Raw genomic sequence first — 25,202 nt, 5'->3', positions numbered from 1 at the left:
AAAAATGGCTCCCGTGTGTGGGAGCCATTTTTATAATCAGCTTATTGCTTACGCGTTTAGCAGTTGCTCAGCTGTCGCTTTCACGCTTGCCAGCAGGACTTTGACATCCTCCAGACACACCGTTGGGTTCAGCAGCGTCAGCTTCAGGCAGGTTACGCCATCTGCTTCGGTCACGCCCACATTGGCGCTACCAGAAGCCAGCAGAACGTCGCCAATACGCTGGTTCAACAGCGCAACGAACGCCATGTCCTCACTGTGCGGACGGAAACGGAACAGCACGCTTGCCAGCTGCGGCTCCATCACCAGTTCCAGATGCGGCTGAGTTTTCACAAACGCAGCCACATCACGCGCCAGCGTTACGCCGTTATCAATGATTTCGGCATACTGCTTTTTGCCCAGCGCTTCGAGCCCCATCCAGAGCTTCAGCGCGTCAAAACGGCGCGTGGTCTGCAGCGATTTCGACACCAGATTCGGTACGCCCGCCTCTTCATCAAAATCAGAGTTCAGGTACGCCGCCTGGTAACGCATCAGCTCGTAATGACGCGCGTCTTTCAGCAGGAACGCGCCGCAGCTGATGGTCTGGAAGAACTGTTTGTGGAAGTCCAGCGTCACGGAATCCGCCAGTTCAAGGCCGTTCAGGAAGTGACGATACTGCTCAGAAAGCAGTAACGCCCCGCCCCATGCCGCATCCACATGCATCCAGATCTGGTGTTCTGCCGCCAGCGCCGCAATGTCCGCTAACGGGTCGATTGCACCCGCATCGGTAGTACCAGCAGTGGCGACAATCGCCATCACCTGTTCGCCGTTGGCTTTCGCCTGGGCCAGCTTGTCTTTCAGGTCAGCCAGATCCATGCGTGAGAACGCATCGGTCTTCACCTGGGTGACGGAACGGTAACCCAACCCCATCAGCGCCATGTTCTTCTGCACAGAGAAGTGCGCGCTTTCAGAGCAAAATACTTTGATTTTGCTCAGGTCGCCGGTCAGACCATTCTGCTGAATGGAATGCCCCTGGAGGGCAAAAAAGGCGTCGCGAGCCAGCATCAGGCCCATCAGGTTGCTCTGGGTGCCGCCGCTGGTGAACACCCCCGCGTCGCCTGCCGCATAGCCCACCTGCTCACGCAACCATTCGATCAGTTTGATCTCAATGATGGTCGCCGACGGGCTCTGATCCCAGGAGTCCATACTCTGGTTGGTGGCGTTGATCAGCACTTCTGCCGCCTGGCTAATCACCAGGCTCGGGCAGTGCAGGTGCGCCACGCACTGCGCATGGTGAACCAACAAGCTGTCTTTCAGAAAGTATTCAACCGCACGCTCAATAGCGGCCTGGTTGCCCAGGCCCTGAGACGTAAAATTCAGGTTGATACGTTCGCGCAGTTGTTCAACGGTTTTGCCCTGATACATCTCAGGTTGCTTCAACCATTCAACGACCGCTTGCGTACTCTGCTCGATAGCGTCCTGGTAGGCAGCGATGCTTTGTGCCGAGCCGGACAGAATCGGATTTACGTCTGACATTCGATCCAACTCCGTTTAAACCGGCTTCACGCCAGCGCCCAGCAGGGCATTTTCGAATTTATCGAGGAAAATCTCCAGTTCTGCGTTGGTGATCAACAGAGACGGCAGCAGACGCAGTACGCAACCGTTACGGCCGCCACGCTCAAGAATCAGGCCGTTTTCGAAACATTTTTTCTGCAGCAGCGCGGAAAGCTCGCCATCGGCCGGGTAGCAGCCCATGTGATCCTGCGCTTCGTTCGGCTTAACGATTTCCAGACCAATCATCAGGCCCAGACCACGTACCTGGCCGATAACCGGGTAACGTTTCTGCAGGTCAGTCAGTTTGCCTTTCAGCCACTCGCCCTGGGCAGCAACTTTATCGGCAATCTTGTCGTCTTTGAGGATTTTCAGCGTTGTCAGACCGGTCGCCATCGCCAGTTGGTTGCCGCGGAAGGTGCCAGTGTGATGGCCCGGAGCCCACGCATCGAACTGCTTTTTAATGCCCAGTACCGCCAGTGGCAGACCGCCGCCAACCGCTTTGGACATCACGATGATATCCGGCTCAATACCGGCGTGTTCGAAGGCGAACAGTTTACCCGTGCGCGCGAAGCCAGCCTGAACTTCATCGATAATCAGCAGAATGCCATGTTCCTGGGTCACTTTACGAATACGCTGCAGCCACTCGATCGGAGCCGGGTTTACCCCGCCTTCGCCCTGCACCGCTTCGAGGATCACGGCAGCCGGTTTACGCACGCCGCTCTCAACGTCGTTGATCAGGTTTTCGAAGTAGTAGGTCAATGCTTTGACGCCAGCGTCGCCGCCGATACCCAGCGGGCAACGGTACTGATGCGGATACGGCATAAACTGCACTTCCGCCATCATGTTGCTGACGGCTTCTTTCGGCGACAAGTTGCCGGTCACGGACAGCGCGCCGTGGGTCATCCCGTGGTAGCCACCGGAGAAGCTGATGATGCTGGAACGGCCGGTAACTTTCTTCGCCAGCTTCAGCGCCGCTTCAACGGCATCGGCACCGGACGGCCCGGTGAACTGCAGGCAATACTCTTTGCCCTGGCCCGGTAATAAAGAAAGTAAATACGATGAGAATTCATCTTTTAACGGTGTGGTAAGGTCAAGCGTATGTAACGGTAAGCCGCTTGTGATGACACTTTGAATGCTCTGCAGCACTTCAGGATGATTATGACCAAGCGCCAGGGTTCCGGCACCTGCCAGGCAATCAAGATATTGATTATTTTCTACGTCAGTAATCCAGACGCCCTGCGCTTTAGCAATCGCTAATGGCAGTTTACGTGGATAGCTGCGGACATTAGATTCAAACTCAGCCTGTCTTGCTAAAAAGGTATCATTGCTCTGTGGTAATGAATTAGCACTTAAAGTATCAATACGGACTTTATCCGTCATCATATCACTCCTACAACCAGGTGTAGATTAACGCCTGATTGAATAAATGGTTATAAGGGTTACCTGTAAAAAAGCGCGGCTAATATATGTTGTTTTAGCCCTGGACTCAATCATTTATTTTTCAACACATTTAGCGGGTGTTTTTTCTTTATAATTCAAAGTGTAACAGCCACCCTTCATTACGAAATCCTAAAGAAATATATCTATTTAATTAACAATTACCGTAGCCAATTGCAACGCATACGATGTTATAAAAACCATGTAATTTTCATGTTTTTATTATTTTTTTACACGTTTTTACCATTAATAATGTACGCGTTTTCTTGTTACGACATGATTTTTCACTTATTTGTCGATAAATCGAATAAAAAAGTCGATCCCTAAATATAAATCACTTAGTATGGCGCGCTTATTTGCAGGCTATGTAAATAAAATTAATGCGCAGCACCCGGTAACGCGTACAGGCGACACGCGTTTTCGACAACAGGAATTCCCTGGGTTGTCAGCAGAAATGTTCGCGGGCGGACATTTCGTAAGGCGAACACCGTTTCCCCTTATGCCGAGAATGAAAATTTTCTAGCCATACTTTTATGGCGCCCTGATATGAGATTGTTATGACTCGCATTTATCCACCATCCGTCGTTGCCAAATTTGGCGGCACCAGCGTCGCTGATTTTGATGCGATGAACCGAAGCGCCAGCATTGTCCTTGCTGATCAAGATGTCCGTTTAGTCGTACTGTCTGCTTCAGCAGGCGTTACAAACTTACTGGTCGAGCTTTCTGAAGGTCTGGAAACGCATCAACAATTAGATAAGCTTGAGACCTTACGCGCCATCCAATACAACATTATTTCCCGCCTGAAGCAGCCGTCCGTTATCAGCACGGAAATCGATAATCTTCTCAACAACATCCGCCATCTTGCACAAACGGCGACCGTTTCACCGTCTGATGCGCTAAGCGATGAATTGGTCAGTCACGGCGAGCTGATGTCCTCTTTACTGTTTACTGAAGTCTTACGTGAACGGCATGCCGAGGCCGGGTGGTTTGACGCCCGCAGCGTGATGCGTACCAACTCGAGTTTCGGCTGCGCCGAACCCGAACTCAGTACCCTGCACCACCTGGTGGAGACTCACCTGCGCCCTCGTCTTGAGCAAGCGATTATGGTGACCCAGGGGTTTATCGGCCGGGATGCCGCAGGGCATACCACTACGCTGGGACGCGGTGGTAGTGATTACACGGCGACGCTTCTCGGTGAGGCGCTTCACGCCGCACGCGTGGACATCTGGACCGATGTCGCAGGGATCTACACCACCGATCCGCGCATTGCGCCGCGGGCCAAACGGATTGACCACATCTCATTTTCCGAGGCCAGCGATATGGCCGCCTTCGGTGCGAAGGTCCTCCACCCGGCTACGCTGCTTCCGGCAATGCGTAAAAGCATTCCGGTTTTTGTTGGCTCAAGTAAGGATACGGCTGCCGGTGGTACGCTGGTGCATAACACCACCGACAACCCACCTCGCTATCGTGCGCTTGCCGTGCGCCGTAAACAGACGCTGTTGCGATTACATAGTCTGGAGACACAACCGTCCGGTTCTTTCCTGGCGCAGTCCTTCGCCATTTTAGCTCGCCACGCGGTCACGGTGGATTTGGTTACAACCTCAGAGAACAGTATTGCGCTGGCGCTGGACGCGACTCACGCAACCTCAGGTGAAGATCATATACTGACCAGCGCATTGTTTACCGCATTATCCTCCCACTGTCGTGTGGAAGTGGAAACCGGACTGGCATTGGTCACTTTGGTGGGGAATCGACTGACTCAGGCGGCGGGTGTTTGCAAAGACGTTTTTGCCTGGCTTGAAGGGCATACGGTGCGAATGATTTGCCACGGCGCGTCAAATGACAACCTGTGTTTCCTGTTGCCCGCTGAAGACGCGGATAGCGCGGTTAAAACGTTACATTATCGGTTATTCGAATAACGTTTCTTATATTCCGTAGCGAATATAAAAGTGCTTTCTATGCAAGGATAATGAACAAGCAGAGTCCTGGTTTTACAACCAGGACTTTGTATTCAAACCGCAGCCCTCTCTACCGGGAAACGATTTAGTTATGACGATGAGTGGTATCACCGCGACGACAGCGTTTGTCATAATGGCGTACCCACCAGTAACGGTCACTGATTTGCTCGTGCCCGCCCACTCTGGCTCCCGCCAACCACAGAACACCACCTACAAAAATACTGAGCACGGCACCATGTGCGAAAAACTGTGGCAGATTAAATTGCGGCAATTGGTTTAAAATAGAGTAACCAACACCCCCCACCATCACCACCAACCCTAAAGCCATGAGCACGTTACCGAGTAACGAAGCGTTTTTGCGTTTCATGTGTCACCTCCGGAACTTTGGGTTGCTACAGGGAATACCCCTAATCCTTATGTGTAAAGTATAGACAACACTGCCGTTCGCAAGTGCGGGAGCGATCACAATTACAAACACTCGCGCAACAAAACTTTACAAATAAGCTACTGAACATACTCAATTTCTAATAGTCCATTTGTGCAATTATTCAGCTTTTGGCGATTAGTACGCAGTTTTTTGTCAAGAGCAGCGTCAGACAGTAAACTACACGTCGTTTATGGAAACACTCAGGACAAAACACGTGACGATTAAATTGATTGTCGGCCTGGCGAACCCCGGCGCAGAGTATGCGGCAACGCGACACAACGCAGGCGCATGGTATGTCGATTTACTGGCAGAGAGATTACGCGCGCCCCTGCGTGATGAGCCGAAATTCTTCGGCTACACCTCCAGAGTAACGCTCGAAGGGGAAGATGTCCGTTTGCTGGTACCGACCACATTTATGAATCTCAGCGGCAAGGCCGTGGGTGCGATGGCCAGTTTTTATCGTATCAACCCCGATGAAATTTTGGTCGCGCACGACGAATTAGACCTGCCGCCTGGCGTGGCAAAATTTAAGCTCGGTGGCGGTCATGGCGGACATAATGGCCTGAAAGACATCATCAGCAAGTTGGGCAATAACCCCAACTTTCATCGTTTACGCGTGGGAATTGGTCATCCGGGTGATAAAAACAAAGTTGTCGGATTTGTTTTAGGCAAACCGCCTGTTTCAGAACAGAAGTTAATTGATGAAGCAATTGACGAAGCGACACGTTGTACCGAGATTTTATTCAAAGATGGCCTGACCAAGGCAACGAGCCGGTTACACACCTTTAAAGCGCAATAAGCAGCGATGTGCGGCATTTTTCTCGCGTGCTGTGTATAATAGGCAGAGTTATTTACTTTTCTACAATCTGTTTTCCATAACAGGTTGAATATCAAAAGATTAAGGTGATTTAAACATGGGATTCAAATGCGGTATCGTCGGTTTGCCAAACGTAGGCAAATCCACCCTGTTCAACGCGCTCACAAAAGCGGGTATTGAAGCGGCAAACTTCCCGTTCTGTACTATCGAGCCGAACACAGGTGTTGTCCCGATGCCCGATCCGCGTCTGGATCAGTTGGCCGAAATCGTCAAACCGCAGCGTATCCTGCCAACAACGATGGAATTCGTCGACATTGCCGGTCTGGTAAAAGGCGCGTCCAAAGGCGAAGGTCTGGGTAACCAGTTCCTGACGAACATCCGTGAAACCGAAGCTATCGGCCACGTGGTTCGCTGCTTTGAAAACGACAACATCATCCACGTTAATAACAAAGTGGATCCGGCTGACGACATTGAGGTTATCAATACCGAACTGGCGCTGTCTGACCTGGATACCTGTGAGCGCGCTATCCATCGCGTACAGAAGAAGGCCAAAGGCGGCGATAAAGACGCTAAAGCGGAACTGGCTGCACTGGAAAAATGCCTGCCACAGCTGGAAAACGCTGGCATGCTGCGTGCGTTGAAAACGCTGACCGATGAAGACAAAGCGGCTATCAAATACCTGAGCTTCCTGACGTTGAAGCCAACGATGTATATCGCCAACGTCAACGAAGACGGTTTTGAAAACAACCCATACCTCGATAAAGTGCGTGAAATCGCCGCAGCTGAAGGCTCCGTGGTTGTTGCAGTTTGCGCTGCCGTTGAAGCTGACATCGCAGAACTCGATGATGCTGACCGTGAAGAATTCATGGCTGAAATGGGTCTGGAAGAGCCAGGTCTGAACCGCGTAATCCGCGCTGGTTACGAACTGCTGAACCTGCAGACCTACTTCACCGCTGGCGTGAAAGAAGTTCGTGCATGGACCATTCCTGTTGGCGCAACGGCTCCGCAGGCGGCGGGTAAAATTCATACTGACTTCGAGAAAGGCTTTATCCGCGCACAAACCATCGCGTTTGAAGATTTCATCACCTATAAAGGTGAACAAGGCGCGAAAGAAGCCGGTAAGATGCGTGCAGAAGGTAAAGATTACATCGTTAAAGATGGCGATGTGATGAACTTCCTCTTCAACGTCTAAATAAAATTTGTTGTCTCGTGAGGTTTCACTGAATCTCATAAGAATCGCAAAACCCTATAAAATCCACGCAATTGCGTGGATTTTTCATTTCATAATGTCTCGCCCCATCTCGTAACAACGCTGTCAAAAATGAGTACATGGATGAGTACAACATTCTTCCATCTTCATTTTAAGTGAGTACAATAACGGTATAATAAATAAACAAGGCCCCGTTATGCTCACCGATACGCAATGCCGCACTGCCAAGCCGAAAGAAAAACTCCATTGTCTCAATGACTTCAACTCGCTGAGCAGGCTGATGAACTGACCATCCTCCAGAAGGCCGCGACATACTTCGCGAAGCGCCTGAATGGCCTGCGGCCTGAGGATGACCTGGATGTGCCTGCAGGCTTGAGGAAATTGCCCAATAAAATCATTGTTATCTCTTACACATCCGGTCCTTATGTGCTGTATGCGAAACAGTGAAAAACCACAAAGCCCCGCGTAGCCTGCGAGGCTTTGTTATCTGGTGCGTTACGTCATCTGACGGGCAATATACCCTGCCCCTTTGATCGCCAGTTGGGCGATCTCGTCTTTATCACAGATAAAATGGACCGGGTTCTCAAGTCCATATCGGCTGCGCCATAAAGAACGATACATTTCGCAGCGCTGCCGCTTGCCTGTCAGCACAATGTCGCCTTGCAGAGAAAAGCCTAAACGCTCGGCCTCATCAAAAAGTTTCATGTCATCCGCCGCCAGCGCCGCCTGACAAAAAAATGTTCTTTCGACTGCGGTGCACGGCAACGAGAACTCGATAAAACGCGTAAACAGCAGCGTGCGCAGAAGGCCCGCATGATGCACGCTATCACAGGCATATTGCAGGATGTCCGCCGAGAAAAAATCGTCATCCTCTTCTTCCATCATACTGGCGCCAATAAACGTCTCTTTTTTCACCGCCGCATAAACCTGCCCGCTCAGACTGGTAATACTGCCGGCGATTCTTCCCTGCGCGTCAATGTGGATAAGCTTGGTTGTTGAACCCAGTTCGATCATCGTCAGCGGCAGGTTCCTGTAAAGCGACGTCATCAGCCCCACGGCCTGAGTCTCTTCCCCGCGCATCAGGTCGATATCCCGCAGGCTGGACCAGCTACGATCCGCCTGCGAATTTTTGATACCAGGGACAAAACGGATCTCCAAATCCAGAGGCAGTATTGCGGGATCTTTTACCTTCACCACCCGGGAGACAAGCTGCTCAAGGCTCACCGGAGCGGTGATATGCGGTATCTCCAGCAGCCCGAGGTTAGAGGTGATCATTCCCGAGGCAATCGCAAAACGCACATCACCAGTCGTCAATTGGTTAGCGTGCAGCAGTTCACTTATCCCTGCGGCAATGGCGTCTCTGAAATTCCCCTGAGAACGGGCCTTCCCGGAGTTAACGCCAACAGCGAGGAGATGTTCAGCAACGATCTCCTCATCGCGTAACAAATAGAGCCGGGTCTGGGTTGAACCGCTGTCGATGATAATAATCATAAGCTTGCTCCTGAGGCGGTGGCGTGGGTTTAGAGGCTTTGCTGATAAATGGCGCGAATCTCATCGGCATCAGGCACGCGGGGATTATTCGCAAGCACGACGCGCATCGTGGTAGTGGCATTGCCAATAAACCAGTCGAAATGTTCCTCTTTAACGCCCAGAGAGCTGAGCGACGGCAGCATATTGACGTAGCCCAGCAGCGAACGCACCGCATCAATACTGCTTCTCGCCGCTTCTTCTTCGGTCATATTGAGGGTATTCACGCCAAGCGCTTTGGCGATAGCGGCGAATTTTTGCGGCGCGCTTTGCCAGGTGAATTCCATAAAGGCCATGTAAATGGCGGCAATGCCTTCAGCATGTACGACATCAAGCAACCCGCCCATCGGGTGCTGCAACGCATGGGGCAATGTCGTCCCGGCACAATCAATCGCCATACCCGCCAGCGAACTGGCAAAAGTGACTTTTTCCCACGCCTCAATATTGGTGGCATCGTCATAAACCTGCGGTAAATATTTGCCAATCAGCTCAAGCGCCTGTAATGAAAGCATTTCACTCATCGGATGGGCATTTTTCGAAATAAATGACTCCAACGAATGAAACAGGACATCTGCTCCCGGACCGGCAATAACGCGCCGGGGTAACGTCAGCATTAATAAAGGATCAATAATTGCCGCCTTCGGATAAATCAGCGGGTTCACCAGCCCTTTTTTGTCATTGGTTTGTGGATTCGTAAATACCGCCGTTTTATTCGCTTCACTGCCCGTGCCTGCGGTAGTCGGAATTAACACTACCGGTAGCGCCGAATCAGCCGGAGTTTGTCCAAATACATAGTCCCAAATTCCTCCGCTATTACAGGCCATAAAGGCAATGCCTTTTGCCATATCCATCGCGCTTCCCCCGCCAATGCCGACAATCACATCGCATTGCTGTTCACGGGCGAACGCAGCCCCTTCATCGACAAGAGTAGAAAGCGGGTTCTGCATGAAACGGTCAAAACAGACGGACGTCACGCCCGCCTGCGTCAATACATCAACCAACGCCGCCAGCTGCCCCGTAGGCTTCGCACTATCTGAAGCAATGATCAGCGCCTTTTTGCCGTATTGCGCGGTAATTGTTCCCGCCTGTGCCAGTTTCCCCTGGCCAAAATAGAAATTAACCGGATTAACGAAATTAAATCCTGACATAATTTTTCCCTTATGGTGTGAATTCACGATGAAGTTAATGCGGCGCGCGATGCCCATTAATAATCAGCCATTCGCCTGAACGAGAAGCTACTCAATACGCATCACCGACAGTCCAAAATATATATTTCACCCTGAACCTCAATTGTGATTACTATCGCTTTATTCACCCTAATAATCCCTATATATGAAACACGAGTTTATAATGTGGTATTGTGTGAGCGAATTCATATTTCCAGTTAATTGACTATGGAAATATACCGCCATCAAATAAGCGACCTGGCGGAAATTATCATGATCTCCTCTCCTTCGACTGTGAACGGTGTACAAACGTTACTGCGCGGACTGGCTGCCATCGAAGCGGTTGCCGCAGGACATCATGATTTACGCGCAATCAGTCAGCACATTTCCGCACCGCGCAGTACAACGCATCGTCTGATCAGCGCCCTGGTCGCTCAACGATATTTGCGACAAATTTCCAGCCGGGGCTATTTTCTCGGGCCAAGACTGATTGAGCTGGGCGGCGCATCGCTTGCTGGTTATCCGCTACGCATCGCTGCCCGCCCGCTGCTCGAAGCGCTGGCTCAGCTCACTCAGGACACCGTCCATCTCGGTATTCGCGAGCAAGGCGACGTGTTGTATATCGATAAAATTCCCGGTACCCGCGGGCTGGAGATGCGCTCGCGCGTTGGGCACCGTATGCCGCTGTTTTCGACTGGCATTGGCAAAGCGCTGATGCTCGGCGCGACGATGGCGGAATGGCAGCACTTTTATCGACTGCATAATCCCGGCGCGGACGCCGGTTCCTTTATTCGCAGCATGCACCATTACGCTGAGCGCGGTTACACCCTGGATCTGGAAGAGAACGAGCTCGCCATCCGCTGCGTGGCGGCACCGATTCGGGATGCCGGAAATCATGTTGTCGCCGCTATTTCCGTCGCCAGCATCGCCCCCTACATGCCGGATGAACGCATGCAGGAGCTCAGCGGCATCGTAAAACGTTACGCTGAGGACATTTCCGCAGAGCTGGGCTGGGTGGCACATCGAACCTCTCTGATTTATCCCTTCGTCTCTACGCATGCAAAAGGATCCTGATATGACTGCATTGATCGCCCTGGATTGGGGAACCAGCGCGCTACGCGCCTACCGCTTAGCCGCAAACGGTACCGTGACTGCACGGCGGGAACTTCCCCACGGCATCATGAAATTACCCGACGCGCCCAATCGGCTGATGAGCTTTCGTCTGGCCTTCGACCTGGCCTGCGCAGACTGGCTGGCAACCGATCCCGCCTGTCCGGTTATTGCCAGCGGCATGATTGGCAGCGCCCAGGGCTGGCAGCCCGCGCCCTATTTGCCTGCGCCCTGCGATGCTCGTCAGTTGGCGGAGCAGTTAACCCGCGTCGATGTCGATGACCAGCGCTGCTTCTATATCATTCCAGGCGTTCAGCAAACGAACCTTTTGCCGGAAGTGATGCGTGGAGAAGAAACCCAGGTGTTCGGCGCAATCGCGGGTGATGAACGCCTGCGTGATGTTCAGGCCAGCGGCAGAGAATCGCTGATTGCCCTGCCCGGTACACATTCAAAATGGGTGAGCGTCACGCAGGAGAAAATTGACCGCCTGCGTACGTTTATGTCGGGGGAACTTTACGATGTGCTGCGCCACCATTCGATACTGGGGCTGACGATGCGGACCCCTGAAGCTCCTGACTGGCAGGCTTTTGCTGAAGGCATCCGCGTCGCCCGTCAGCAGCCAGGCAATTTGCTCGGCTCTCTCTTTTCGGTGCGTACCCGGCTCCTTTGTCAGCAGCTATCGCCGCAACAACAGCCGGACTATCTCTCGGGTCTCCTGCTGGGCAATGAGCTTGCCATCGCGCTGGATGGGATCTCCGCCGATACCGACATCACCTTAATTGGTTCGCAGCCGTTGTGTCAGCGCTACCAGCGCGCCATGGCGATTTTTGAATGCCGCAATCCGGTGTATATCGCTCCCGGTGCGGCGGAACAGGGAATGTGGCAGGTAGCGCGTTACGCCAGTCTTGTGGCCTGATTTCCCGTTGACCTTTTTCTCGACCAACACCAGGAACTGACTATGGATTTTATCACCACGCTACGTCAAACCGGTCTGATTGCCATTCTGCGCGGTATACCGCCCGAACAGGTTGAAGCCGTCGGAGCCGCCCTGTATGAACAGGGATTCCGCATCATCGAAGTCCCGCTTAATTCGCCTGAACCCTTGCTGAGTATTTCACGTCTGCGTCGTATTTTACCTTCGGACTGTTGGGTGGGCGCTGGAACGGTGATGACCGTGACTCAGCTGCATGACGTGGCGCAAAGTGGCGGCCAGCTGATTATCTCTCCCCATACCGATCCGGTATTAATTGAAGAGACAAAGCGCGCGGGATTGATAAGCCTCCCCGGGGCGGCGACGCCAGGCGAGGCTTTCAGCGCGCTGGCGAAGGGAGCGGATGCGGTGAAACAGTTTCCCGCTGAAGCGATCCCTCCCGTCGTGGTGAAAGCGTGGCGCGCCGTGATCCCCGCGACGATCCCGCTGCTGCCCGTTGGTGGAATCACGCCGCAGGCAATATCCGACTATCGCGCCGCCGGAGCCAGTGGATTCGGCCTTGGCGGCGCGCTTTACCAACCAGGTATGACAGCAGAGCAAGTGGCCAGTCGCGCCGCTGACTTCGTGACCGCCTGGAGAACGTCCTCGCCCCTTAATACATAAAAAGAACCAAACGGAGTTGACTATGAAAATTCAAAAATTTACCTCTGGATTATTAACCTCGCTGTTAGCCGCCAGTTCATTACTGCTGGCAAGCCCGACTCAGGCGGCGGATTATCCTACGCGCCAGATAGAGCTGATCGTCCCCTTCGCCGCTGGCGGCGGCACCGATCTGGTGGCGCGCGCATTTGCTGAAGCCTCTAAACCGCACTTTCCGGTCGGCGTTGGCGTCATTAATAAGCCTGGCGGAGGCGGCGCAATTGGTTTTAGCGAGCTTGCTGCGTCGCGCCCTAACGGCTACAAGCTGGCGATGGGCACCGCCGAACTGACTATCCTGCCCTCTCTGGGAATGGTGAAGTTTAAAACGGAGGACTTTACTCCACTGGGCCTGTTCAATATGGAACCCAGCGCCGTGACCGTTAAAATCGACGCACCATGGAATACGCTGGAAGAGTTCCTCGCCTGGGCGAAAGAGAATCCGGGCCAGGTCAGGGTAGGCAACTCAGGAACGGGCGCAATCTGGCATCTGGCAGCCGCGTCGCTGGAAGATAAAACCGGTGTGACCTTCAACCACGTTCCTTTCGATGGCGCGACGCCAGCCGTCACCGCGCTTTTAGGCGGGCACATTGAAGCCGTCACGGTGAGCACTGCGGAAGTCCTCAATCAGGTTGAGGATGGCAAGCTGAAAACACTGGCCGTAATGAGCACTCAACGTGACGCCAACATGCCTGACGTCCCCACGCTTCAGGAAAAAAACATCGATCTGTCGATCGGCGCATGGCGTGGGCTGGTTATCTCCAGCAAAACCCCGCAAAACGTGATCGATTTTCTGACCACCGCTATCGCCGCCACTGCCGATGAACCCTCTTTCAAGGAAGCGTTAGCCAAAATGCGCCTCAACTATGTCTGGCTCGATCGTGCTGAATTCCAGGCATTGCTTGAAGAGCAGCAGCGCGATTTCTCCGTCACCATCGAAAAACTGGGCCTCGGTCAAAAATAACGGTGACGTCCGGCCAGCCCCCTCTGGCCGGATAGTCCTTATGGGAGTCGTTTATGGTTGAAAATCCGTTAACTCCGACAACGCCGCCACCAGCGTCTACGGCAGAACGACAATGCTACATTTTGGTCGCTCTGCTGCTCTGTCTGATCGCCGTAGTGGTGCTGGTGATTGCCAAAAGCTTTCCTGCAACGTCCATTTCTACGGATATCGGGGCGGGCGCATTTCCTTCGGTTTATAGCTGGTTGCTGATTATTCTCTCGTTGATCTTAATTGCTGGTCAGTTCTCTGGTACCACGCTACGCCAGATGATGGTTCTACCCACTCGCCCCACTCAGGGGTTTGGACGCTGGACGGGGCCGTTTTGTACCGTCGTCACCTGCGTGGCATACCTCTACGCCATGGAGCTTTTTGGCTACCTGGTCGCAACGGTACTTTTTATGATGCTGATTATGAAAATCTCCGGTATCCAACGCTGGTGGGTTAATGGGCTGCTGGCCATCGTGCTCTCCATTACGCTGTATATCCTCTTTTCGCTGGCGCTGAACGTTCCGCTGCCGGAAAGCAGCCTCCTGGAATCGCTGACTCTGGAGTAATTATGTCCCAATTTGATCTTATTCTCGGCGGCGTAAATAGCTTGCTGGCCCACCCGGAAGCCATTTTATTTTCAATGATTGGCGTCTGGCTTGGCATCCTGGTGGGCGCGTTACCGGGCCTGACTGTCACCATGAGCGTTGCCGTAATGCTGCCTTTTACCTACGGCATGGATCCGATTTCTGGCTTACTGATTATCTCCGGCGTCTTTTTTGGTGGCGTTTATGGTGGTTCGATTATTGCCATTCTGCTCCGGATCCCCGGCACGCCAGCCGCCGCGGCAACGGCGATTGACGGCTATGAACTGACGAAAAAAGGTCAGGCCGGTGTGGCGCTGGGTACGGCGACTTTCTCCTCTTTTTTCGGCGGCACCCTCAGCATAATCGTGCTGATGTTCCTCTCGCCGATTCTGGCCGAGGTAGCGCTAAAATTCAGCGCCGCAGAGACGTTTGCGCTGGCCGTTTTCGGCTTAAGTATTATTGCCAGTATTTCCGGTGAATCGCTGATTAAGGGGCTGATCGCTGGCGTTGGTGGTTTACTGGTCGCGACCATTGGCCTCGATCCGATGGGCGGATTTCCGCGTTTCACCGGCGGTTTTGTCGAGCTGATGAACGTGCCTTTTATCCCGGTGATGATTGGCCTGTTCGCCACTGCAGAAGTGCTTAAGTCGCTGGAAAAAGACGAGGTAGTGAGCAAGACGGTGCAGTACGCTATTGGTCGAATCATTCCGCCGTGGTCTACGTTCAAACGTCTGATTGTCACGCTGCTGCGCTCCTCCGGTCTGGGGGTGTTTATTGGCATGATTCCCGGCGCGGGGGCGGATATTGCCGCTTTCGTTTCTTACAATGAAGCGAAGCGCTTTGCCAGGCCGGAAGATCAGTTTGGCAAGGGTGAACTCAAAGCGGTTTCGGCCTGTGAAGCAGGCGCTAATGGCTGCACGGGCGGCGCGCTGTTGCCTATGCTGACGCTGGGGATTCCTGGTGACGCCACGACGGCGGTAATGCTGGGCGCGCTGACGCTACAGGGAATGCAGCCTGGGCCTCGACTATTTACCGAACACAGCGACACGGTCTATATGCTGTTTGTCGGAATGCTGTTTTGCTATCTGATGCTGCTTATTCTTGGCCTGGTTTCCGTTCGTTTCATCGCCAAAATGATCAACATTCCCAAGAGCGTCCTGACTCCGCTGATCCTCGCACTGTGTATCGTCGGCACCTATGCTCTGAACAACAGCATGTTTGACGTCGGCATTATGCTGGTCGCGGGCGTGATCGGCTATTTCATGCAAAAAGGCGGTTTCCCGGCTTCTCCTGTCGTGCTGGCACTCATCATGGGGCCGATGGCGGAAAGTAACTTCCGTCGCGCGATGTCGCTGTCCAACGGGAGTTTTGATTTCATTTATACCCGTCCCATCACCGCCACGCTCCTGCTATTGGCGATGCTGACTCTGTTTGGCCCAATGGTACGCAAGGCCATAGCCGCAAGACGCGCACGTAAAAATCAGTTGCTCTCCTGAATGAGCAGAAACGGGCAGAAAATCCGTCACTGTTACACGGAATTTCTGCCCGCGGTGGCGAAATCACGGCGCGGTTACATTTTTATCGCACAGAATCGGTTATTGTTATCGTACTGATCTTAAACATGAATATGACCACTGTATCAGGGTGAATTATGGATGCTCAACCTACCGAAATTACGGGAGTACAAACCCTACTGCGCGGTCTTGCTGTTATTGATGCCGTCGCGTCAGGATGTCGGGATTTACGCAGCGTCGGCGAGTTTACCGGAACCAGTAAAAGCACAACCCATCGGCTGCTCAGCGCGCTGGTACAACAGCGTTTTCTTCGCTTCACTCACCACGATGGCTATGCGCTCGGCCCACGCTTAATTGAGCTCGGCACCCGTTCACTGGAAAATACGCCGCTTTATCCTCTGGCGCGCCCCTTCCTGCAACAGCTGGCGGATTTTACCCGCGACACGGTTCATCTGGGGCAACGGGAAGGCGCGGAAGTCCTGTATATCGATAAAATTCCTGGCCAACAGGGACTGGAAATGCGCTCGCGTATTGGGCATCGCATGCCGCTGGTGCTGACCGGCATTGGCAAAGCACTGTTACTCGACGCGGATGAATCCGAATGGCGTCAGCTTTTTTTAGCCCATGGCGAATTATGTCATCTCCCGGACTTCCTCGCCCGGATGCGCGGCTACGCCGACGCAGGCTTCGCGTTCGATCTTGAAGAAAATGAGCCGACGATTCGCTGCGTGGCGGCTCCGGTTTACGATGCCGGAAACCATGTGGTCGCGGCCATCTCCATCGCCAGCACGGTCATCTATATGCCGGACGCACGCATGCAAGAACTCGTCCCTCACGTCAAAGAGTGCGCTAAAAAAATCTCGCTGGAACTGGGCTGGCGCGCCCCTTCTTTTACCCCGTAATCCCACCGCTTAATGTCAACATCCTTGAGTGTTAACGGGCGACATATCGATTGCAGCTATGTCGTCTGTTGCTGTCCCGCGAGTAGAGTGCTCCACTGCCGGGTTCTCCAACATGCAGGTTCGAAAACACACTCTTTTTCGTGCAGGAGAAGGATCGTTGCCAGCCGCGAATGTCCTTTTAGCCTCCTGACGCTGACTTCTGGCTTCAGCCAGAGAAACATCGGGGTAAACGCCAATAGCGGACAGGAATAATGAATAATACCGATCGGCACGATCGACAGAATCGATTATGAACAAGCAAATGCTTTATCGTCGGACGTGGAAAACGGTGTGTGTAGCAGCCTGCAAGGCCTGGCGGTCAATCTATTTTTGACGCAAAGAAACTAAGGTGAACTATAAGAGCAGGTTATCATTCAGATAAGCAGAATAGATTTTTTGTTTATAATTTATTATGTTAGCTTAAATTAAGACGCGGGATCGCACTCATCCTGGCTGCAATTCTGGTCTTATCTGATAGCACCACGCGTGCGGGAGGAAAAAATGAGTCAACCTGTTTATCAGAATATCGCGCTGGAAACGAAAACCTCCCTGGATGAATGCTTTGCTCAGCGTGTGATTCCTCTGGAGCAGCAGTATCTCGCCGGGCTTCAGGCGCTGAGAACAACACTTTTCGGTCAGCAGGAAATGGCTGAGCTTTCACCCGCGCAGCGTGACGAGCTGACCGCCTGGGTTGACGAACTCGATCGTCGCATCATCACCTATCAAACATTGTGCACCAAATATCTGAACGCCCTTAACTCTGAGCAGCAGCGTGAATTAATGACCTTTATGCTCTTCGGCGATACCCGGACAGCACGGGCACAGAAGAATATCCAGGAACATATACAGCTGCGCAGCGAAGCCGTGAACAGAATCAACGAGCGGCTGGCCGATCTGCACTCTCCTGAAGCGCTCGAACGTCAGCTTCAACAGCGGCTGGAAAAAGAAATCCACATCCGCCGTTTTCTTGACGAATCCACCCACTATCGCCTTGTGCGTAAAACAGGCTGAACGGTTGCTCAGCTTTTATTGCCGGATGTCGGCGTAAACACCTTATCAGGCCTACAGATGTGGAACCCGCAGGCCTGATAGCGCTGCGCCATCAGGCATTTTATCTCTGTCGTCAGCCCTCTTCGCTTTCTGATTCCCCGGCAGTAAAAACTGGTTCAATGCGCTTGATACCCGCGCTGTTAATAATGATGCGTGCCCGCTCCAGAAAACTCTCTTTGCCATCCGTCACCCGATGAATAAGGTTGATGTGATAGACCTTTTCCCCGTACAGCACCTGCTCATCATCCAGAGTCGGTAATTCATTCAGCAACTCATCGGTGTATTTCAAAAAAGGGGTGATATCCAGGCGCGTAATATCCATCACAGAACGATTCACGGCGGAAAACATCTGGTCCCCGCCGCGCAGATGAACGTGTTTGGAGTAGTGCAAAATGTCTTCGCTCAGATAATAGTTTTGAATATCCAGAATGTGCACCTTACGGCGCATCGTCCTGACGTCATCGGGTAGCTGACGCTCCCCCACAAAGACGAAAGATTCGTTGCACTTACCGACCGGAGAGCGCAGGTTCTTATAAATTATCTGCTGTCGGTCAGGTAGCCAACGGCGAAATGTCGAAAACAATCGCGCCCGAAATCCCTCTTTCATTCTGTCTTTAAAGATATAGCCAATCACCATTGCGAGAAATAGTTGAAAGCTCAGCGCTCCATATTTCCCCTGCCAAATAAACGCCACCGCCGTCGCGAAAATCATCGCAATTGCCGCGGCGATTCCGGCAATGGTATGCGCCAGAAAGGTCTCGCCTTTTTTACGCCGGATATCCAGATACATTGGACTGCTGATATATTTTTTCAGGGTATTAACGTGATAAATCACCAGTTCGTTATCCGAATTAGGTGACGGGAAAGTCCCCGGATGATTGGCTTTGCGATACAGCATCTGCTCGCGCCAGAAAATACGCAGAGTATCGTATCCCGGTGAAGGCGAAAGATCATTGAGCAATTTACGACCATAGTGCGTCAGCATCAGTGAGAGGAATTCGTCACCATAGTCAATGATGCGTAACGCATTGACCTCAGCCACCTTTGACATTTTTATCCGCATCCGACGATAGTTATTGAGAATATCCTCTGCGGTGGCGGCGAAGCTCAGCAGCGCCTGCTCCTGTTTGTCTTCGCTCAACTTGCCGATATAACGTACCTCTACGTGAAGCGCCCGTTTGAAGGTCAGGCAAAACATTTTGAGTCGGTATTCAAAACCCTGAGCAGAGGTATCTTTGCTCTGTTCGGTAATTAACCGTTCAATTGTCCCCAGCGTCTTCGGCACGCTGACGGACAATTTACGCAGCGACAGGGTGGGAGGACGCAGGCGAATATAGTTCTTCAGGTTTTGCTGAAAGGCCTGCGGCGGAAATGTCCAACGATTGATCTGCAAACTGGAAGGAAAGAATAGCCAGGTTTCAATATGGTAGTTTTCGCTTCGTAGAGGTTTGGTGCCGACTTTCTGCGGGAAAAAAATCCGCTGCTTAATTTCGATACAGCGTTTTCCTGATGCTTTTATCGTATCGCCTGGCATCTTTGCCTCCTGCAAATCAGGCGGTAATTTGAATTACCGCCTTCACATCAATGCTACCAGAGGGCGCTATTGAACCCCATCAGCGGCATGACATATTGAGTCCATAAAATCAGTAACACCCAAATAATAGCCATCTGGATAATACCATATTTGAAAGACTCGCCGGTCGAGTAGTGATCGAGCAGGTAACTGATGTTTGCGGGTTTAGAGTTAAAGTAGAGCACGTAAACCTGGTTAATCAGGAATGCCATCGGCAGACAGAATCCCACCACGTCCCAGCCGAACTTTTTAGCGATACTGATAATGATCGGGAACATAATGATGGTACGTGCCGTTTTACTTTCGCTCACCAGCGTGGTGATGGCGAACACGCCGCTCAGTACGGCAAAGACCAACAGTTTGCCGCCACCTGAAGGGTCGATCTGCCATTTATCAAACAGGCTGTGAATATAGAGGCCGACGATATCCGTCTGATCGACCATTCCGCCAAGGACGTAAGCACCAAAGCTGAACATCAGCATATGCCAGGGAATGTCCGCGTCGTTCCACTTCATCACGCCCAGCGCCGGAAGTTTGCACACCGAAGGCATCAGAACAACGCAGGCACCCGCCACGGCGATAACTTCGGCACGCATACCGTGCACCCGGTCGGTCGCCCACAGCAACAAGACGATAATAAAGGTCAGCGCCGCGCGAACTTCACCCGCGCTAATCTTACCTAGCTGCGCCAATTCCCCTTTCAGGCGATCCATGCCGCCTTCAATTTTCGGCTTAGCATCTTCTTTCTTAATGGGGAAAATCCAGCGAGTTCCGGTGTACCAGGCAATGGCACACTGAATCAGCGCCAGTGGACACAGGGCAATGAACCAGTCGCCGTAATAGACTTTGAATCCCGCCTGCTCCATCATCGCGACCGCCAGCAGGTTAGCTGCGGAACCGGTAATAAAGGCGCTGGCCGACACGTTATTCGCCAGCAGGTTCAGCAGCACCATGTTGCGCCCGACGTTATTGCGTTTTTCCCCGCCGGTCGCACCGTAGATGGCGGCGATAACCATAAACAGCGGTAACAGCAGCGCCGTTTTCGCAGAGGTCGCACTGATGAACGCCCCGAGAATCAGGTTGAGTAATATAAAGCACCAGAACAACAGCGAGATATTATTCCCCATACGTACCAACAGCCAGAGCGACATACGCTTCGCCAACCCTGTCACCACCAGGGCACTGGCCATGATGAAGCTGGCAATGTTCAGGATCATTACTGGTTCACCCAGCATGGCAAACGCAGGACGCATCTTCATTGTGCCGGTCAGGATCACCGTGACGACCACGATAAGCGAGGTGAGATAGTTCGGAATCGCCTCCGTCAACCACAGCACCAGCGAGGCAAGAAAAATTCCCGTTGCGCTGTAACAGTTGGCCGGAGGAACTTTGGTTTGGGTATCGAACATTTCGATAGGCCCGACCCACTGTAAATGAAAGAACAGGAACAGCAGGATAGCCAGCGGCATACCGATGAATTTGATCCGTTCCATCCAGATACCGGCTTTAATCTCCTTGAATTTCTCCAGAGAGTAATTGCTCATATCCAGCGGATCGAAAACTTTCTTAGCGCCTTTGTCTGACATGGCCATGTCTCCTTATGCGCCTCCATGGGCAGCAAGCTACCCATGGAGGCGTGAATTTCACATGCCAACAACCTGTCTGGCGGCTTTCAGATAATTCGTGTTAGGCAGTTCGTCGAGCCCCAGCGCCGCAACCGCTGCCTTAATTCCGGCATAATCTTCACTTTCGCAACAGGCGGTTTCGACCATCGCACCGTTAAACCATACCTGCGCGTATTCGCTGATGATGCCGTTAACGGAAAAACCGTAGCGCATTTTCTCTACCTTAACCGGTACTAAATCGCTACTGGCCCGCGCCATATTGGTAAATTCTTCCAGGGTATAGCTCTCTTTATCCAGCGCCATGTTGACCTGGAGGTGCTGCAAAATGGTGGCTAACTCCTCACGCTGCACCGGGAATTGAAACTTGCCGCGCGGCTGGAAGATCTCATAGCCTTCCGGGGTTTCGCCGGTTTTCGTTTTGATATCCAGCAGACCGTCGCGGACTTTAACGTTAACCGTATCGGTATGTAGCGACAGAAAGTAGGTCTCTTCCGGCATCTTACGAGCCTTAAATAATGTGGCTTTGGCATCCCACATTTTTTCTTTTACCCGTTCGATAATGCCGTGGCCGAATACGCGGAACTCCGCGCGGGGAATGATTTTTTCAGCGTCGCTCGACGACGTGGCGGTATTCTTATCCATATGCGTAGCCATTGTGATTCTCCTGTTCCATTAAGAATGGTGAATGCCGCTATTTATCCCATTCGGTAAAAGGATGGGCGACCAGATTGGAGTTGAAGTAGCGCGGATCGCCGCTCACCTCTTCACCAATCCACTCGGGTTTATCGAACTGCTGCTCTTCACTTTTCAATTCCACTTCTGCGACGATCAGTCCGGCGTTAACCCCCATGAATTCGTCGATTTCCCACACCACATCACCCACCGGGATTTTGTAGCGTTTCTTTTCGATAATGGGGCGCTCTGCCAGCTCATCCAGCATGGCACAGCAATCGGCATACGGAATTTCGTATTCATATTCAGTTCGCGTTGCAGAAACGGTAACTCCCTTGATGGTCAGGAACGCCTTATCGTTTATCGTCCGGATACGAACGGTTCTCTCTTTTATACTGCTGAGATATCCCTGACGATAAACGGTTCCCTCTGCAAGTGCGCGCCACTGCTCTGAGCACACCAGGAATTTCCTTTCAATTTCTTTAGCCATCTTAAGCCTCTCATTGTCGGAACATCTGTCGATAGTTATTCACTATCTCTCTTAATTGACTCCATATTAGGCAGGCTTCTGGCAGGATTAAAAATTGTAAATCAGTATCAGACCTATAAGCTCAGTTTATAGATTGATGTCGATCACATTTATTATTTTCTCATTAATTTTAGAGAGTTAAATTTGATAGAGGCGTAAGCAATGTGTTCGGCTTATAGGCTGTTTTTTTTTCAAACATAAGCGTATGAGTCCTTGTTTTATCAAGGATAATGAACAATGTCACTTAGCGATGATTATGGAATATATTTTCCAGCAGCTCAGGAAAACTCCCCCACTCATTATCTGGAGTGTCATCATAAAGCAGTGAAATAAAGCCGAGGGCGGCGCGGGACAGTGAGTGCTCCCCCTGGTAAACAAGGTAGTAATCTACCGCGAGATTAAAACCTTTGACATGAAGTTCGACCAGCTCACCGCTGTTCAGCTCATCGGATATCGCCAGATGAGGAATCACGGTTACGCCATAACCGCTGCCGATAAGCCGTTTAGTCGCCTCCAGATTAGAGAGCGTCACACGGTTTTGCGGAGCGGTGTTCGCTGAGTGACGTTTAAACCACGAATTTATTTTGGCTCTTATCCGTGTTCCTTTCTCACGCATAATGAAAGGTGATTGTAGTAATTCATCCGGACTCATATCCTGCCCGGCACATGTCGCCAGGGGGGAGTGCTTGCCCACCACTACTTTGTAGTTTTCCCGATGCAGAAATACCTGTTGTAACGGAGAGCGAATTACGGAACGTCCGGCAAAACCGATCTCAACCTCGCCGCTGGCGACCAGTTCCGCAATGTGGTGCGAGTTACCGGTCAGAATTTCCAGTTCAATTCCCGGAAAGCGTTCGTGGAAACGCTGAATAAAACGCGTGAGATAGTAAGTGCCCATCACGCCCGTCGCCCCGATGGTCAGACGGCCTACCTGTAGTTTACTGATGTCCTGAAACACGCTCTGTACTTCATCAAAAAGATGAAAAATACGCTGTGTGTATTCAAACAGGACTTCGCCTTCTTTGGTTAAACTAATTTGCCGACGGGAACGATCGAATAATGACACCTTCAGATAGCTTTCCAGTGCCTGGATCTGCATGCTGATGGCGGGCTGAGATAAAAAGAGTGCCTGTGCGGCCTTAGTAAAACTGCCGCTGATAACAACCTGGTTGAACGTCTTAAAATGGTCAATATCCATATTTAGGTACCAGCGGTTAGAGGTGCGTTTAACGATTCTGTATATGAATATACCGAATTAGCACAGAAAAAGCAGGGGAGCATCCGTTCGTTTTCCTGGATGACGTATTCCGGAAACCGCATGAGAAAAGGTGATAATGCCTCGCTGTCTCTAAAAGCCGAAGCGCATCCACGCAAACAGGGCGTTACCATTGTTATACGTACCTGTTCCGGGGTTATAGGGGAGGCTTTTGGCATTTTACACTGTCGTTCATCCCGCAGCTGCAACGGTGTAGTTCTGGCCAAGGACCAGTTGAGCGGATTCGCGTTTAAACTCTGCGCTGAAATTTCTTTTTTTCATTGGGACACCTGTATTGTTCTGAGATGAGCATATCACCTCTGCTCAGGTGGCCAAATTCAATAAACCACTACAGTAGAAATAAAAGGGATTTTGCGAATTTAACTAAAGGTGGTTAAGTAATAAGTGAATTAGCTCAGTTATATTACCAGGTGATAATAACCATTATTTGCAAGTAAAGAGTTAAAGTCGAAATTGCAATTTTCTGCAGGTAGACCAATGACGCTTTCTTTTGGCATCCGAAATTTTTATATTTCCGATCCAGAGGGGAATCTGCTTGAAATAGGAAGCACGAACGAGAAATTAGGGGGCGCATGACGGAACAGTTGCAGACATGCTGACCTCAGCTATACAGAGGTGTCATATATGGCGATAGCCAAAACGTCTCCAGTCCCCAACGAGTTTAGTGTTAGTCCGGATAACCGTGTATCAACAGTCGGGTGTTATGCCTCAAGTAATAACACCCCTGTTAGCCTCCAAGCGGCGTAAATAACTCAATCAAGTTTTCCTCCGGATCGTACAGATGAACCACTCTCACACCCCATTCTGGCATATCCATTGGCTCGTTAATGAATTTAATCCCTTTTAACGAATAGGCCTCAAAGCTTTCATCTACATTATCAACCTCGAAACAAACCATTGATTTTTCGCGATATATTATCGATTTTCCTCTGTCAGCATTTCCAATAATTGGGGCCATCAGATCAGAAGTAAAGATAGCAAGGCCTTCTATACCTTCAGCGACTTTGAAGCTGGCATAGCAATCTTCAATATCCCAGACAGCTTCCAAACCAAGCTTCTGGGTGTAGAAATTGAAACATTTGCGGTAATCTTTGACTAACAGTCTTACATTGTTGAATTTCATATATTTTCCCTTATATATTACATAAACCACAAAATGCAAGTTTGAGCATCTGAGCGTGACTATTAATTTGGCTTATCAGAGATAAGCTCTGTCAAAATTCAGATATATCATCCTGGTGCTCCTTTGTATTCCTGAAAGTGCGATTATTCCAGTTCTGTTCCTGTATATTCTCTCATTGAGCTTATTGTTTGCGTTGACGACATCAGATTATAGCTTTTCTTAGCAAGTTAAAAGGTGTGTATCTGACTAATAGCACAACCGTGTTTGCATTTTCCCGCTGTGACCGTCCTGCAAGTAACCTGAAAGGCGTCGGGTATTAGCACTTAACGCCTTAAGTATTATTTTAAAGTTTTTTCCGACGAACAAGTCGCTTGAAGAGGAGAACGCCCGCCTCAAGAAGCTGCATGCCGAAGCCATGCTGGATAAGGAGGCACTCAATGCCGTAATGCTAAACCTAAAATTGGCCTGTACCACGAAGTAAAACCTTACAGGCAAAAAATAATCCTCAGATGTCG

The 25,202-nt window shown here is 51.3% G+C and carries 22 protein-coding genes and 2 pseudogenes; 11 read left to right on the top strand and 13 right to left on the bottom strand.

Going from position 1 to position 25,202, the window contains the following annotated elements; genetic code table 11:
- Positions 1-48: 48 nt before the first annotated feature.
- Together HV311_RS10800 and HV311_RS10795 are read right to left on the bottom strand one after the other, a co-directional pair.
- Entirely contained in the window at positions 49-1,512 is a 1,464-nt protein-coding gene (locus tag HV311_RS10800; protein WP_191221081.1) for a pyridoxal phosphate-dependent decarboxylase family protein, read from the bottom strand.
- A gap of 15 nt (positions 1,513-1,527) precedes the next feature.
- The gene (locus HV311_RS10795) at positions 1,528-2,913 is read right to left on the bottom strand and encodes a diaminobutyrate--2-oxoglutarate transaminase (RefSeq protein WP_019076946.1); all 1,386 of its coding nucleotides are present in this window, start codon (positions 2,911-2,913) and stop codon (positions 1,528-1,530) included.
- 611 nt (positions 2,914-3,524) lie between these two features.
- On the opposite strand from HV311_RS10795, the gene lysC reads away from it, so the two are divergent.
- Complete coding sequence (gene lysC / locus HV311_RS10790; protein ID WP_016156744.1) at positions 3,525-4,886, top strand: lysine-sensitive aspartokinase 3; 1,362 nt, start codon at positions 3,525-3,527, stop codon at positions 4,884-4,886.
- A 124-nt stretch (positions 4,887-5,010) separates the two neighbouring features.
- Here lysC and ychH read toward each other — a convergent pair whose 3' ends face one another.
- Entirely contained in the window at positions 5,011-5,292 is a 282-nt protein-coding gene (ychH, locus tag HV311_RS10785) for a stress-induced protein YchH (RefSeq protein WP_016153301.1), read from the bottom strand.
- Between the two features lie 274 nt (positions 5,293-5,566).
- Here ychH and pth point away from each other — a divergent pair, with 274 nt between their 5' ends.
- Together pth and ychF are read left to right on the top strand one after the other, a co-directional pair.
- Positions 5,567-6,151 carry an aminoacyl-tRNA hydrolase gene (gene pth, locus HV311_RS10780; RefSeq protein WP_191221080.1) on the top strand — a complete coding sequence of 195 codons (585 nt, stop codon included), beginning with the start codon at positions 5,567-5,569 and terminating at the stop codon, positions 6,149-6,151.
- A gap of 115 nt (positions 6,152-6,266) precedes the next feature.
- The gene (ychF, locus tag HV311_RS10775) at positions 6,267-7,361 is read left to right on the top strand and encodes a redox-regulated ATPase YchF (RefSeq protein ID WP_016153303.1); all 1,095 of its coding nucleotides are present in this window, start codon (positions 6,267-6,269) and stop codon (positions 7,359-7,361) included.
- A 513-nt stretch (positions 7,362-7,874) separates the two neighbouring features.
- On the opposite strand, the gene HV311_RS10765 is transcribed toward ychF, so the two are convergent.
- Both HV311_RS10765 and HV311_RS10760 read right to left on the bottom strand, forming a co-directional pair.
- A complete protein-coding gene (locus HV311_RS10765; RefSeq protein WP_191221079.1) occupies positions 7,875-8,870 on the bottom strand; it encodes a 2-dehydro-3-deoxygalactonokinase in 996 nt (331 codons plus the stop codon).
- A 29-nt stretch (positions 8,871-8,899) separates the two neighbouring features.
- On the bottom strand, positions 8,900-10,054 hold the full coding sequence (locus tag HV311_RS10760) for an iron-containing alcohol dehydrogenase (protein WP_047499097.1): 1,155 nt from the start codon (positions 10,052-10,054) through the stop codon (positions 8,900-8,902).
- Between the two features lie 291 nt (positions 10,055-10,345).
- On the opposite strand from HV311_RS10760, the gene HV311_RS10755 reads away from it, so the two are divergent.
- From HV311_RS10755 to HV311_RS10725, 7 genes are all read left to right on the top strand, one after another.
- Positions 10,346-11,146 (top strand): IclR family transcriptional regulator, encoded by an 801-nt coding sequence (locus tag HV311_RS10755; RefSeq protein ID WP_153690296.1) that lies wholly within the window; start codon positions 10,346-10,348, stop codon positions 11,144-11,146.
- Between the two features lies 1 nt (position 11,147).
- Complete coding sequence (locus HV311_RS10750; RefSeq protein ID WP_047497942.1) at positions 11,148-12,098, top strand: 2-dehydro-3-deoxygalactonokinase; 951 nt, start codon at positions 11,148-11,150, stop codon at positions 12,096-12,098.
- Between the two features lie 42 nt (positions 12,099-12,140).
- Entirely contained in the window at positions 12,141-12,776 is a 636-nt protein-coding gene (locus tag HV311_RS10745; protein ID WP_047497939.1) for a 2-dehydro-3-deoxy-6-phosphogalactonate aldolase, read from the top strand.
- Between the two features lie 22 nt (positions 12,777-12,798).
- Entirely contained in the window at positions 12,799-13,773 is a 975-nt protein-coding gene (locus HV311_RS10740; protein ID WP_016153309.1) for a Bug family tripartite tricarboxylate transporter substrate binding protein, read from the top strand.
- Between the two features lie 53 nt (positions 13,774-13,826).
- On the top strand, positions 13,827-14,366 hold the full coding sequence (locus HV311_RS10735; protein ID WP_191221078.1) for a tripartite tricarboxylate transporter TctB family protein: 540 nt from the start codon (positions 13,827-13,829) through the stop codon (positions 14,364-14,366).
- A 2-nt stretch (positions 14,367-14,368) separates the two neighbouring features.
- Positions 14,369-15,880, top strand: a complete 1,512-nt coding sequence (locus HV311_RS10730) for a tripartite tricarboxylate transporter permease (protein WP_016153311.1) — start codon at positions 14,369-14,371, stop codon at positions 15,878-15,880.
- A 155-nt stretch (positions 15,881-16,035) separates the two neighbouring features.
- The gene (locus HV311_RS10725) at positions 16,036-16,800 is read left to right on the top strand and encodes an IclR family transcriptional regulator (protein WP_191221077.1); all 765 of its coding nucleotides are present in this window, start codon (positions 16,036-16,038) and stop codon (positions 16,798-16,800) included.
- Between the two features lie 135 nt (positions 16,801-16,935).
- Here the strand turns inward: HV311_RS10725 and HV311_RS28005 are convergent.
- Positions 16,936-17,046 (bottom strand): annotated as a pseudogene (locus HV311_RS28005) (Arm DNA-binding domain-containing protein); the annotation flags it as partial.
- A gap of 294 nt (positions 17,047-17,340) precedes the next feature.
- On the opposite strand from HV311_RS28005, the gene HV311_RS10715 reads away from it, so the two are divergent.
- Positions 17,341-17,850, top strand: a complete 510-nt coding sequence (locus tag HV311_RS10715; RefSeq protein WP_191221076.1) for a hypothetical protein — start codon at positions 17,341-17,343, stop codon at positions 17,848-17,850.
- Between the two features lie 112 nt (positions 17,851-17,962).
- Here HV311_RS10715 and HV311_RS10710 read toward each other — a convergent pair whose 3' ends face one another.
- From HV311_RS10710 to HV311_RS10680, 7 genes and pseudogenes are all read right to left on the bottom strand, one after another.
- On the bottom strand, positions 17,963-19,423 hold the full coding sequence (locus HV311_RS10710; protein WP_016153314.1) for a hypothetical protein: 1,461 nt from the start codon (positions 19,421-19,423) through the stop codon (positions 17,963-17,965).
- A gap of 53 nt (positions 19,424-19,476) precedes the next feature.
- Positions 19,477-21,048: an SLC13 family permease gene (locus tag HV311_RS10705; protein ID WP_016153315.1), complete on the bottom strand. Its 1,572-nt coding sequence runs from the start codon at positions 21,046-21,048 to the stop codon at positions 19,477-19,479.
- Between the two features lie 57 nt (positions 21,049-21,105).
- A complete protein-coding gene (locus HV311_RS10700; protein ID WP_047389878.1) occupies positions 21,106-21,741 on the bottom strand; it encodes a hypothetical protein in 636 nt (211 codons plus the stop codon).
- Positions 21,742-21,778: 37 nt separating this feature from the next.
- The gene (locus HV311_RS10695) at positions 21,779-22,249 is read right to left on the bottom strand and encodes a CYTH domain-containing protein (protein WP_047497931.1); all 471 of its coding nucleotides are present in this window, start codon (positions 22,247-22,249) and stop codon (positions 21,779-21,781) included.
- Between the two features lie 283 nt (positions 22,250-22,532).
- Positions 22,533-23,486, bottom strand: coding sequence for a LysR family transcriptional regulator (locus tag HV311_RS10690; RefSeq protein WP_153646299.1), 954 nt, complete (start codon positions 23,484-23,486; stop codon positions 22,533-22,535).
- 194 nt (positions 23,487-23,680) lie between these two features.
- Positions 23,681-23,825, bottom strand: a pseudogene (locus HV311_RS10685) (IS3 family transposase); the annotation flags it as partial.
- A gap of 466 nt (positions 23,826-24,291) precedes the next feature.
- Positions 24,292-24,687, bottom strand: a complete 396-nt coding sequence (locus HV311_RS10680) for a VOC family protein (RefSeq protein ID WP_191221075.1) — start codon at positions 24,685-24,687, stop codon at positions 24,292-24,294.
- Positions 24,688-25,202 lie beyond the last annotated feature (515 nt).

Origin of the sequence: Citrobacter sp. RHBSTW-00881, assembly GCF_013728515.1 — a bacterium.
Classification (GTDB): domain Bacteria; phylum Pseudomonadota; class Gammaproteobacteria; order Enterobacterales; family Enterobacteriaceae; genus Citrobacter; species Citrobacter braakii.
The sequence above is the reverse complement of the archived record's forward strand: the minus strand, read 5'-3'. Positions and strand labels throughout refer to the sequence as shown.